This window comes from Collinsella phocaeensis (genome assembly GCF_900119895.1).
In the GTDB taxonomy this organism is placed as follows: Bacteria; Actinomycetota; Coriobacteriia; order Coriobacteriales; family Coriobacteriaceae; genus Collinsella; species Collinsella phocaeensis.
This window is the reverse complement of the sequence record NZ_FQLR01000004.1, coordinates 115,886-129,099: the sequence shown is the minus strand read 5'-3', so window position 1 is coordinate 129,099 and position 13,214 is coordinate 115,886. Positions and strand designations below refer to the sequence as shown.

The 13,214-nt window shown below is 65.7% G+C and carries 4 protein-coding genes; all 4 read right to left on the bottom strand.

What is annotated here, in order from left to right; all coding sequences use genetic code 11:
- Window positions 1-27: 27 nt before the first annotated feature.
- Window positions 28-498 (bottom strand): 5-(carboxyamino)imidazole ribonucleotide mutase, encoded by a 471-nt coding sequence (gene purE, locus BQ7355_RS02680; protein ID WP_072414822.1) that lies wholly within the window; start codon window positions 496-498, stop codon window positions 28-30.
- Window positions 499-958: 460 nt separating this feature from the next.
- Entirely contained in the window at window positions 959-6,370 is a 5,412-nt protein-coding gene (locus BQ7355_RS02675; RefSeq protein WP_072414821.1) for a TIM-barrel domain-containing protein, read from the bottom strand.
- A gap of 436 nt (window positions 6,371-6,806) precedes the next feature.
- Window positions 6,807-6,974: an LPXTG cell wall anchor domain-containing protein gene (locus BQ7355_RS09030; protein WP_143761690.1), complete on the bottom strand. Its 168-nt coding sequence runs from the start codon at window positions 6,972-6,974 to the stop codon at window positions 6,807-6,809.
- Between the two features lie 367 nt (window positions 6,975-7,341).
- Window positions 7,342-12,768 carry a discoidin domain-containing protein gene (locus BQ7355_RS02670; protein ID WP_159430431.1) on the bottom strand — a complete coding sequence of 1,809 codons (5,427 nt, stop codon included), beginning with the start codon at window positions 12,766-12,768 and terminating at the stop codon, window positions 7,342-7,344.
- Window positions 12,769-13,214 lie beyond the last annotated feature (446 nt).

Below are 13,214 nucleotides of genomic sequence, written 5' to 3'. Positions count from 1 at the left end.
CGCGCGCCCGCGGGACTTCATCTGCCCTTAGGCCTCGGCCATCTCCCGCTTGAGCTTCGCGATGGCGTCGCGGTACTCGGGCATGGTGGCGCCGAGAATCTGCGTCGCGAAGATGGCGGCGTTCTTCGCCCCGTTGATGGCGACGCACGCCACCGGCACGCCGGAGGGCATCTGCACCATGGACAGCAGGGAGTCGAGCCCGCCGAGATCGCTCGTCTTCATGGGGACGCCGATGACCGGCAGCGGGGTGAACGCGGCGACGACGCCGCCGAGGTGCGCGGCCTTGCCGGCCGCGGCGACGATCACCTTGATGCCGCGATCGGCAGCGGTCTCGGCCCACTCGTGCACCTTCGCGGGGTTGCGGTGCGCGCTGGCGACGACCAGCTCGTAGGGGACGCCAAGGGCCTCGAGCTCCGCCGTGCAGCCCTCCATCACCGGAAGGTCGGACTTGGAACCCATGATGATGCCGACAAGCGGGGTCTTTTCCGTCTCAGACATGGTTGCCTCCTAGATGCTCGATAGACTCCCCCAGTATAGCCGAGCGCCCGGAAGAGCCATCCGGCCCATGCGATGTTCATGGGAGTTGCGGGGCATCGCACCGGCGCGCGATGAGGGGTCCTCAGGTCGGCGCCCTCAAATTGGTGCCTGTCCCCTTTTTGAGCGACGGTGCGGGCAGGCAGGGCGAATATGCGCGGACGCGCGAGGGGCCGGGCGACCCGGCGCAAGCGGGGTTGCCAAGCGCCGGCACGGATGGCCGCACGGGCTCTCGCAGCGGTACCTGGCGACATATTCGCCCCGCGCGCCCGAACCGGAACGCGGGATGCGGCGGGCCGCCGCATCGGGGTCTCAAATCGGTGCCTGTCCCCAATTTGAGACCCCGGTTTGAACGGGGAAGGCGGGCGGCCTGCCGTCTTGTGCAGACCGCCCGCATAGCCGTCGGATCGACGAGGTCGCCGCGTTAGTCGCGACGGCGGCGATGGATCAGAGCGCCCACCGCGGCGGAAAGGGCGCCGAGCACGCCGGTCGCACCCACGGCGATCGCGGTCGCGTCGCCGGTCTGGGCAAGATCGCCGCTCGTGCCGGGCTTGCCGTTCGGCTTGCCCTGGGCGCCTGCGTCACCGGAACCGGTGTTGTCGGAACCGCCCTGGCCCTGGCCTTCGCCCTGGCCGCCGGTGCCGCCCTGGCCCTCGTCCTTCACGAGGCCGGCATGGGCGGCCTCGAGCGCCTTGAGGGCATCGTCGACCTGCTGCTGGGTGGCGTCGGCGCTATCGAGCACGCCCTGGGCGGCAGCGAGCGCGTCCGCGAAGGCCTTCCAGGAGTCGGCCGTGTAGCCGTCGCCGGCGAGGCCCTTCAGCTCCTCGACCTTAGCCGCAAGCGCGGACTTGTCCACCTGCGGCGCCTCGGGCTTCACCAGACCGGCGTGGGCGTCGGTGAGCGCCTTGAGCGCGCCGTCGACATCCTGCTGCGTCGCCTCGGCGTTATCGAGCACGGCCTGGGCCGCCTCGAGCGCCTTCTGGAACGCGCCCCAGGACTCGTCCGTGTAGCCGTCGTTGGCGAGGTCCTTGAGCTCGGCGACCTTGGCCGCCAGCGCGGACTTGTCCGCCTCGGCCTCGGGCTTCTGGTCGCCCTCGATGTAGTTGAAGTTGATCTCGCCGATGGTGAGCATGCGGTTCTCGGGGTTCTCGATGCCGGTCGCCACGCCCGTGGAGGTCAGCGGGCGAATCTCGACCTTGGCGACCGCCTTGGCCTTGTTGGCCTCGGAGATCTCGAAGGTGTACTGGGGCTGGTTCGTGTCGAAGTCGCCGCCCTTGAACTCCTGCGTCGTGCCGTCCTCGAAGGTGATGACCGCCTCGAGGCTGTTGATGGATCCGTTGGAGTTCGCCGCGCCGTTGAACAGCTCCACGTTGGCGAGCGCACGCGGCTCCTTGAGCTCGAACGTGAGGTTCGCCGGCAGGCCGACCTTCATGTCGAAGGGCTGGTCGGCACCCATGAACCACTTGAACTCGAACTCGCGGTCGCTCTCCTTGTCGTTGAAGAGGCCGTCGTAGCTGTTCTGCTGGACGAGCTTCTCGACGTTCGTGCCGTCATCGGTGGGATAGCCCTCGTTGGTGAGGCTGATGTTGAACGCGTCCTGGCCGAGCTCCTTCATCTGCGGACCGACCTCGCCCTCGCCGGCGGTCACGAAGTCCTGCGCAGGGCCGATGAGCCACGCCTGGCTGTCGAGGGCCACCTCGCAGTCGCGCTTGGCGGTGAGCTGGAAGGTCGCGATGTCCTCGGAGCCGGCGTACAGCTCCTGGTCGCCCTTGTTGGCGAGCGCGATGTTCACGGAGTCCAGCTCCTCGCCGAAGGTGTAGTTGCCGGACTTGTTGACCATGCCCTTGGCGCCGTCGGTCACTTGGATGCTGCCCTTGACGAACTCGAAGTCGGCGACCGGGTACTTGACGAGCGCGCCCATGGCGTTGACGTTCTTGGCGCCGTCGACGCGCACGGCGACCGTGACGGTCTCGCCCGCCTTGACGGAAGCCTTCTCGGGCGCGACGGCGATGGAGCCGCCGACCTTGCCCTCCTTCTTGGTGCCGCCGTCGAGCTTGGACATCGTGAACGACATGTCGTAGACGTCGTACGCGCCGTTCAGGTTGAAGTCGGCGGAGGACTGGGCGACGTGGGAGTTCCAGTCGGCCACGCCGGTACCGCGGTTCTCGCGGCCGACGCAGTTGTCGATGTGCTGCTCGTCCTCGCTGCCCACGGTCGCCGGGGCCTTCAGCGAGCCGGTCTCCTGTCCCTCGGTCTTGTCGACCTTGTAGAGCGCGAGCTCGGTCGCGGAGAAGAAGCCGCCCGTGGACTCCTGAACGGTGAGGCGCAGGTAGCGCGCGGAGGTGCCCTCGAGCTTCACGGTCTTGGGCTTCATCTTGCCCTCGCCCTTGTTGTCCCACTCGGCGACGCCGTGGTCCTGCCAGTGGGCGCCGTCGACGCTCGTCTCGATCTTCATCTTGGAGACGTTGCCGTTGCCGCCGTTGTCCTGGCGCGGCGTGTAGACGAACTCGTCGAGCGCGTAGACCTTGCCGTAGTCGATGGTCATCGGCATGCCGATGGCCTCTCCGCCGTTGGTGGAGTGGAACGCGCTGCCGCTCTTGTCGTCATGGTCGAACGCGAGCTTGAGCGCGCCCCAGTGCTCGCCGCCCTCCCAGGCGACGTCGACGGGCGCGGGCGCGTTGCGCCACGGGTCCTCGAGGGTCTTGACCTTGAGAGGGGCGCTCCACTCGGAGTAGCCCTTACCGCCGCGGGTGCGGATCTTGAACTCGTGCTCGGAGTTGTAGGCGAGGTCCGTCACGGTGAACTCGCCGGTCTTCCCGCTCGGGATGCTGTTCAGCATGCCGTCGATCTCGATGTCGTAGCCCTCGGCGCCCGCGACCGCATCCCAGGTGAGCTTGATGCTCGTCGGGGTGAGTCCGTCCGCGGGCGCGGCGAGATTTGCCGGCGCCTTGAGGCTGGTATCGAGCTCGGTGCCCGAGAGCGCCCCCTCGTTGGCGAAGCCGGTGACCTCAAGCGTCTGCTCGACGGCGTTCACGTCCGCCTTGGCGAACTTCACGTACACCTTGGGGTTGGTGACGATCTCGGTGCTGGAGAAGCCCTCCTTGCGCACGGACTCGCTCTCGGCCGTGGCGTTGTAGTTGAGGTTCGGCTTCTCGTTGTAGAAGTACACGGCCTCGCCGGCTGCCGGCTTGGCGGCGTCGAACTCCTCCTGGGATGCCACCGTCGTAACCTTGAGCTGCTCGTCGCCGTTCTTCGCGACGATCTCCTGGGGCTTCGCGGAGACATTCACCACGAAGGTGGTGCTGCGATTGCTGTCATAGCCGTCGTAGCCGCCTTCGGACTTGCCCGCCTTGAACGTCGCGGTATCGCCCTTCGCGCTGGAGGTGAACTTCGTCTTGACGTTGGAGCCGTAGGAGATGGTCGCCTCGCGGCCGTACTCCTCATCGGACTCGTCGATCTTGTTCTCGACGTAGGTGCCGTCGTCCTCGTAGAGCGTGTACTCGTTGTCGCCCTGCGTGGCGAAGAACTCGACGTTGTGAACCGTGCGGTCCACCTGGTCGGGACTATTGTTGGGCTCGTACATGGGGACGATGGCGTTCGCGCGCACGAACAGCGGCAGCTTCCAGAGCGGAGCCTCGAAGTTGTTCAGGACCTGGCCGCCACGGTACTGGTCGCCGGTGAAGTAGTCGATCCAGATGTCCTTCTCGGTGCCGGGCAGGTAGATGCCGTTGCGGACGTCGTCGCCGTCGCCGATGCCCTTGTTGGCGTCGTCGCCGTCGGTGTTCTGGTAGATCGGGGCCACCAGGAAGTCCTCGCCCATCGTGTACTCGTACTGCGTTGCCGTGCTGGCGGCGTACGCGGAGTCGTCGGACAGCAGGATCGCGCGGACGAAGGGCATGCCGGCGTCGCCGTTGCCCGTGTCGATGTTCGCGGCGGAGGCTGCGGTGGTGTAGATGTACGGCATGAGCTGGCTCTTCAGCTTAAGGTACATGCGGGAGATGCCCGTGTAGGGGTCGCCGTGCGTCTGCGGGGCCTTGACGTAGCTGCCCCATCCGTCCATGTCGAGCATGAGCGGGGCGAAGGACTTCCACTGGTAGTCGCGCGTGGCGATGACGGGCTGGCCGCCGAAGATGCCGTCGTTGTCGGAGCCCACGTTGGGGTTGCCGGACAGCGACTGGCCGATGAACGTGGGGATGTGGAAGCGGATGTACTCCCAGTTGCCGCCCGTCTGGTCGCCGGTCCAGATGCCACCGAAGCGCTGGGTGCCCGCCCAGCCGTCCAGGGTGATGATGTTGGGGCGGAAGCCGGCCTGCTCGGTCACGATGTCGTACGCGGTCTTGGTGCCGTCGAGCGCCATGGAGTAGCCGGGGCCGACCCACGCGACGTCGGTCTTCAGCGTGGTCACGCCACCGGTCTTGACCTCGGAGGAGAAGTCGCGGAGCAGCTGCCACTGCGTGTTGGGGTTGCTGTCGGGGCTCAGGTAGGACTGGGTCCACAGGCCCGTGGCAACGCCCTTGCTGTTGGCGTACTCCGTGAACTCCTTGAGGTTCTGGACGTTTGCGGCGACCGCGGCCAGGCGCTCGGGCGAGCTCGTGCCGTCCGGGTTCACGCCGCCGGTCTTGCCGAAGCCGTTCTGCCCGTAACCGGCGCCGTAGCCGTCATTGGCCAGGAAGTAGCCGAGCGGCATGTCGTTCTCGAGGTAGCTGTCGAGACGGTCCTGGGCGGAGAACTCGCGGGAGAAGGTCACGCCCTCCGGGATGTTCTCGGTCTGCTCGGTGGGGCCGTGGCCGTTGAGGGACTCGACGATCGAGCCGGCCTGCATCGAGGTGCCCGTGCCGCCCTTCTCGTACTTGGTCTCCCCGCCGTTCTCGGCGGCAGGCGTGCCGCCCTTGATGTTCCAGGCGCCGTAGCCGTCCTTCTGCTCCGCCGACCACATGTCGCGGTTCCACGCGTTGAGGTGGCCGACGTAGAAGGCGTACTCGGGCAGCAGGACGGGATTGCCCGTCACCTTGAAGTAAGCCTGCAGCAGCTCCTGGGCGATGGGCGCCGTGGACTTTCCGCTCGCGGCGTCCGCGACGAAGTAGTAGGCGTCGAGCTCGTTCTCACCGTGCGAGGCGACCGCCTGGGCGCCCTCGGTCTTGCCGAAGTCGTACACGCCGTCGGCGAACGTGTTGCGCAGGACGCCGTAGCCCGCGCTCGACCAGTAGAACGGGTTGGGGGAGGCGACGCCACCGTCGACCCAGCCGCTCTCGTTCTTGATGTTGATCGAGTTGCCGGTGTGGATGAAGCGGCCGTTCTGGGTGCCGCCGCCGAAGAAGTCCTCGCCGTCGTGCTTCACGAGCGTCTGGACGGTGGAGCCGTCGGAGAGATCGACCGGGGCCGCCTCCTCCATGACCACGCTGTCACCGGACTTGACCGTCATCTTCGCCGTGGCCTTGTCCAGGGAGATGGTGGTGGTGCCGGCCGTGATGACGATTGCTCCGTCCTTCTCGGACACGTTCGCCTGCGGATGGGCGTACTTCTTGGAAGCATCCGGCTGGGCCTGGATGCGGGCCGTGTGGGCCTCGTCGCGCGGAGCGGCGTACGCGGAGAACTCGCCGGAGGGATCGATGTTGTAGCGGAAGATGCCGTCCTCGAGGAACGTGATCTTGCCCTTGATGCCGTCGGCGAAGTTCACGTCGACGACGTAGTTGCGCTCGGCGTTCACCGCGGCGGACTCGACGCCCGCGAGCGGGGCGGCGGCGGCCGGTGCCGCGATGGCGATGGAGAGCGCCGTCGCGGCCACGACCGCGGTGCCCCCTATCCAGCGATGGCTCAGAATCGAACTCTTATGCATCCAAGCTCCTTTCGGTTCTTCCCCCTTGGTGCACGTGCGCGCAGGCGCACTGGTATTGCCGGAATGTAACTGGTTACTACCAGCAATCCGATCAATGGAACGGGGAATCCTATTAGCTCACCGGCTTGGTTAGATTCTGAAAACGGTGAACGGTTTCGATATACCGTTTACCGAGACACTTGTATCGTCAATTTGATACAAGTAGCTGGTGGTTTACTGGTCTACACCTTTCGATCAATATTCATACTGGTATTGTTGGTATACAACTTTTCAGTGACGCCCTGCATGCCGGTCGGCGGCAGGCGCCGCTGGCAGGGCGCTCACATCGCGCGAACTGGTCTGCTTGTCGTGTCCGGGCAGGGGGCAGGGCGACGGGTGGAGCGCAGCGATGCGGCCGCGCAGCGAGGACGCCGATCGGGATGAGCCCGAGGCCTCGCTATTTCTTCTTGTGCGGGCGCTTCTTGCGCGCGGTCGAGGCGGCGCGCTCTTGCGCGGCACGCTTCTGCTCGCGACGCTGACGCAGCCAGTAGACGCCTCCGCCGAGGAAGACGGCGATGGCCATCATGATCATGAACATCCAGGGGTTACCGGTGCTTTGGGGCATGTCGGGCCTTTCGGGTCGATGGATACCCCGTCCACGCTACTCGGGAAGCGCGCGCCCCGCACGCCCCATTCGGCCAGCGGGACGAACGCGGGCGGCCAGGCGGCCGAAACGCGCCCGGCCGAGACCGAGCGCCTGCGGGCGGCAGGCGGGCGAGCAACGGGGTCGGAGCCGCGCGAACCGCGCATTCGCATGCGAACGGCGCAGACGCAGACGGCCAAACAGGCGAAGGGAGGCGAGCGCATGGCACCCGCCTCCCTACAGATCGGTTTGTCACCGGGAGCATCCCGGGCGGATGGCTCAGCGCCCATCCGCCGCGGGGCCCCGCGACCGCGCATACCGTCACGCGGCCGCGCGCGAGCTTCCGTCGCTACTTGCGGCGGCGGCGCACGGCGGCGGCGCCGGCAAGCGACACCGCCGACATCGCGGCCACACCGCCGGCGATCGCCATGGAGGCGTCACCGGTCTTGGCGAGCGCGTCGTCGGAGCCGGGCTTGCCGTTGGGCTTGCCGCCCTGGCCGCCAGGCTTGCTGTTGGGGTTCTCGGGGTCGGTGCCCGGATTCTCGGGATCGGTATCCGGATCCACGACCTTCTCCCATGCCGCGATGAGGGTGATGTCGCCCGTCACCTCGGCATCGAAGTCGTACGCCTTGCCGTCGAGCATCCAGCCCTTGAAGGTGTAGCCATCACGGACGGGATCAGCGGGCTTGGCGACCTTCTGGCCCTCGAGGACCTTCACAGTCGCAGCCTCGGCGCCCTCGTAACCGTAATCGAACGTCACGGTGTACTCGACCGGCTGGGGCTCGGGCTCGACGAGCTCGAGCGCGTCGATAGCGGCCTTCAGCGCCTCGCGAGCGTTGATGACGTAGCTCAGGGGCTTGTCGGTCGCACCGCCCTCGATGGTCTCGACGACCTCCTTGGCAGCGGCCAGCGGGGCGTTCAGCGCCTCGATGGAGTCGGCTGTGTAGTCGTCCTTGTTCTCCAGCGCTGTCTCAGCCTGAGCGATAAGCGCCTTCAGGCCCGCCAGGTCGTACGGATCGGCGGAAAGGCGGGCGCCCATGACCTGGAGCTCCACGACATGGTTCTCCTTGCCGCCGTTCTTCACGCCGTGACCGTAGAGACGCACGTAGCGCGCGGCGACGGACTGGTCGCCCTCGGCGTCGCCGTAGAGGACCTTGCCGTTCGAGGACTCGGCATACAGCTCGTCGTCGGTCAGCGCGTTTTCACCGAGACCGTACAGGTCCTGATCACCAGAGTAGTAGAGCACCTGGGCATCGGAGAAGTCGGCCTTGTTCGCCACAACGAGCGCGGTGCCGTTGTAGGTGCGGCCGTCCTGCCAATAGCGCCACAGGTTCACAGCGTCGATGCGGCACGTCTCGCCGAGGTCGACCTGCATGTAGGATCCGTCGGCCTTGGCATCGTTGCCGAAGATCGCGTAGCTGTTCGTGTCGATGTTGCCATCGGTTGCCACGGTGAGCGCGCGACCGCTGTTGGTCACCGGGGTATCCGTGGTGCCGTCGACCCAGGCAGCGGAAAGGTCCGCGCCGGTGGCGAGGTTGGTCACCGTGCGGGGAACCAGCTTGCCGTGCGCGTCGAGCAGGTTGTCGTAAGCCTCCTGCTTCACGGCGGCATCGTCGCCCTCGAGCGCGGCCTTACCGGCCTCGAGCAGGGCATCCATGTTCGCAGCGGTCCAGGACTCCTCGGTGAAGTTGCCCTGCTCCGCCTCGATCTTGGCGATGAGCTCGGCCAGCGGAGAGGCCGGAACCTCGTCGTAGCCCAGCGAGTTGTCGTACACGGCGACGTTGGTGGCATCGACGCCGGCCACGACGGCGTCGGCCTCCATAGCCTTTCCAACCGTGTCGGCGTCATAGTCGGAACCGGCGATCTCGCCGTCGACGTAGATCTTCACCATACCGTTGTTCTCGCGAACACCGGTGATGACGTTGTCGCCCTCGACGAGCGCGTCATCGGACACGGCGGAGACGCCGGCAACGGTGAAGACGGCCTTGCCCTCGGCGTTCACGGACAGCGACCACTGGTCGCCCTGGGACAGAACGGTGGCGTTCTTCAGGGCGCCGTCAACCGTAGCGGTGACGGTGAAGCCGTTGGCACCCTCGACGCTGCGCTTGGCAGAGGAGAGCTCGGTGCCCGCGGCGATGGCGTCGTCCTGCGCGACAACGCCGTCGGTGTAGTGCTGGGCGCTCACGGTACCGGCGAGCCTGTTGTTCACCGAGTCGGTACCGGCGGTCGCCTTGACCTCGACGGTCGCGTCGTCGGCCAGAGCCTCGGGCAGCGCGATGTCGAAGGTCTTGAGGTCGGCGTAGGCGGTCACAGCGCTCTCGCCCAGCTCGACCTTCTCGCCGTTCACGGTAACCTCGAAGGCAGCGCCGGAGACGTGCTCGGAGGTCTGGACGCGAACGGTGCTCTCGTCCACGAAGGAGATGTTCGACAGCTCGGGAGCGGTCGTGTCGGCCTTCTGGGTGAGGTGCCAGATCTGGACCTCGCCCGGCTTGAGGGTCACGGTCACCTCGGCACCGGCGGCGTAGGAGTCGTCAGACTCGGCGATGGCGTCACCATTGGCGGTGTAGGAGTGATCGATCGCCTTGTACCAGGTGCCCTTGGCCTTAGCGCCGATGGCATCGTCCAGCTTGAAGGTGATGGTCTTGGTCTCGGCGGCCGGGTTGCGCATCGAGATGATGCCCTCGGTGCCGTCGGTGTCGAAGCCGGCGAAGCCGTACGCATCCTGCGTGCCGGCGGCCTGGCTCACGCCACCCGAAAGGGTCGCGGTGGTATCGGGGTTGCCGCCGATCATCTTCGCGTTGCGAAGCATGTCGAAGTTCTCTTCCTCCCATGCGAGGAAGTCGGCGTTGATGAGGTACTTCTCCTCGTCGAAGAGCGAGTCGGAGTAGTAGAGCTCCCAGAAGGCGGTGCCGCGGGTGCCCTGCATGAACAGGTAGTTGCGGAACTGCTCGCCGTTCATGGACGTCGAGGTGATGCCGGTGCCCTCTTTACCGTAGATCGGGTCATGGTTGTAGAGGTTGGCCAGCGGGAACTGGAACTCATGCTGCTCGACGAAATCGTAGTAGCAACCGTCGCGGTAGGTGAGCATGTTGTCCATCTTGTTGTTCAGGACGGAGTTCCAACGCTCGCCGCGGTCCGCGACGCACTGGATCCACACGGAGTTGGACCACTGCAGGAACCAGGGGCTGGGATTGACGTAGCAGGTCAGCGAGATCCAGAGGTCCTCGATGTCCTCGGCGTCGGCGGTCTCCCACACGCGCTCGAACAGGACGATCCACTTCTCCCACAGGTCGGTGGCGTGGTAGTAGCCGTTGGGGCCACCGTACATGTGCTGGTGGTCCTCGTCGTAGCCCACGACGCCCTCGCCGGAGGCGAAGTCGCCGTACTGGCCGCCGTCGGCAAAGCCGTCCCACTTCCAGTAGTTCACGCCGTAGTCTTCCATCCACTTCACGGCCATGTCGGTGAAGTTGTCGACGTAGCGCTGGTCGGCGACGTCGATGGAGCCGCCGGCAGAGGAGCCCTTGCCCGCTTCCTGGATGATGGAGGCGAGGTTACCGTAGTAGTTGTAACCACCGCGGGGGCCGATCCACACGCCGAAGTTGGAGCCGAGCTTGTTCACCAGCTCGGAGGACGGCGTGAGGCCGTTGGGGAACTTGTTGTTGAACTGCCAGAAACCGGTGGTGTTGATACCCAGGTCGCCGCCGAGCGAGCCGTTGCGGCGCAGGTCATCGCCGGTGGTGTACTGGTTCTCGGTCTTGCGATACTGGTTCCAGCCGTCGTCCACAACATAGGACTCGAGCGGACGCACGCCCGTCTCGGACAGATGCTTGTCCACGGCCTGGAAGGACTCGATGATGTTCTCGTCATCGATGAACATCATGTTGTCGAACCAGGAGTTGTACTGGATACGGAACTCGCTGGGCTTCGAGATGCTCGTGATGTAGGCGAAGAAGTCGCTCTGGACGAGGTTCATGTCGGAGCCGTCGGAGTGGGTGGCGCCGCAGACCGTCTGCCAGGAGACGTACTTGCCATCGGTGGTGAGCTGGTTATCGCGCTCGAAGTCCTCGAAGTTCTTGCCGGTCCAGTAGCGGGTGCGGCCGAGGCCGTCCGCGATCTGGGTGTCGGTCTCGGGGAACTCGGAGCCTACGAACAGGCCGTTCACGTAGATTGGCTGGCCGAGGGTCGCCTTGGCGGTGTCCATGGCGACGACGCCGGACTTCTTCGGCACGGACCACGTGGTGTCGTCCTCCGCGGTGACGAGATGCTCGCCATCGATGAAGTTGATGCGGGCGGTCTTGTCCTCGAGCTCGACCTCCAAGAACTTGCGCATGAAGTGGTCGCCGTCGTACATGACGACCTTCTCCACCACGGTGGCCTGGCCGCCGCCGAACTGCGCGGGCGCGAACGTGAAGGTGATCATCTTGCCCGCGGGCTCGGTGGTGTCGGAAACCTCGGTCTTGACGAGCTCGAGCTCGCTGGCCTTGAGGCCCTTGGCGTCGGTCTCGGGAACCGAGGTGAACTTCTCCTTGTAGAGGTCGATCTCGGAGCCGGCGGCAAAGGCACCGTTGGCCCCCTCGATGACGCGGAAGCCCACGTAGCGGCCCGTCTGCGCCTTATCGAGACCGAAGTAGATCATCTTGGGGGTCGCGCCGTCGTACGCCTCGACGTAGTCGACCTTGAAGGAGCCCTTCTTGTTGGCCTCCTCGTACAGGTCTCCCTCGCTGTTGGACACGTACAGCTCGAACTTCTTGACGTTGCCGTTCGAGGTAGCGCTGCCCTTGCGGCCGGCGTAGCCAACCGTCTGGAAGGACGACGTGGCGCCCGCGCCGCGGTCGATGGTGATGTCGACGGGCATCTCGCCCTGACTGCCCGTACCGTTCTCGCTGTAACGCGAGTGGAAGTAGGTCTCGAAGCTGCCGTCGATCAGCGCGGCGGCTCCGCCGCCGTCGCCGTTCTGCACGGAGGTGGACGAGATGGACCAGCCGGCGGCAGGAGCGGAGGCAAGGACGCTCGCGCCGGAGGCGTCCTTGACGTCGAGCTCGGCGACGTTGATCGCTGTGTTCGCCTTTCCGGCGTCCCAATGGTACGCCTCGGTCGCGCGCAGACGGACCGCAGCGGCCTTCACCTCGGTCTTGAGCTCGACCACGGTGGTGCCGGTAGGATCGAACGCGCCCCGGGAGATCTCGACCCACTGGTCGCCCTGCTTGCGCTCGAGGACGTACGCCTTGATGCGACCGGTGCAGTCCCAGGAGCCGTTGCTCACGCGCGGCGTGTACTCGAAGGATTTGATCGTCTTCTCGCCATCGAACTCGATGACGATCCACTGGTCGGCAGCGGTGTCGACGGAGCACCAATACGTCGAGGGGTCGCCGTCGATGGCGTTTGCCGCCTTGTTACCGGACTCATCCATCGTGGAGGAGACCTCAACCGTAGCACTCGGCGCAACGGAGGCTCCCTGGGGCCTCACGCTGGTGAGCGCGCCGCCCGGCTCCACGCGCGAACTCTCGACAAGCTGCTCGATGTAGAATTCCTCGGAACCGTCTTGCGGAACGAACCGGGAACCGCCGAGCACGTTGTTGATCTCGGTCGTCGTCAGTTTCTTCCCGGCAGTGCTGAATGTACGAGTCAATGCGTTGTTGCCGATAGTGACGCTTCCGGCGTCCTGCTTCACGGATACCGCACCGTATCCGGAGCCCGCCGCGAAGACGGGAGCCGTGAATCCGAGCGCGCCGACCATGGCGACAGCCGCGGCCACTGCGAGCCTTCCTCTTCTCATCCGCACCTCCTTTCGATCGCGGAGGGCCGATGCAGCCATCCCCCGTGCGGCGATCGGCGCCGCACGGCATATGCCCTCCGTTTCAAACCACCCAAGGATAGTGGGTATATGGGAAGAGCCCGGCAGAAGGCGGACGGCGTGCCGTGACCGGTAGCGATTTTCCGACAAACGGCATCAACTGGTAGTAACCAGATTACTTGTTGACTCGATATACCTTTTGATTTACCAACTGGTATTAAAATATCTTTACATTAGCTTAATAAAGCGTGCAGTAGCCCGCCCCTCCCCGCCTGCAAATCATGACTCTCCGGCGCACAAACGATCGCATGGTCCCCGTAGGGCTCCCTTTGCCAGCAATCATGATTTCTGCGGCGGGGGCGAGCGGCACGCGCATGCGCTCCCCGCTCGCGGCGGCTCCGCCGCGAAACGAGAAAGGGCGGGTGCGC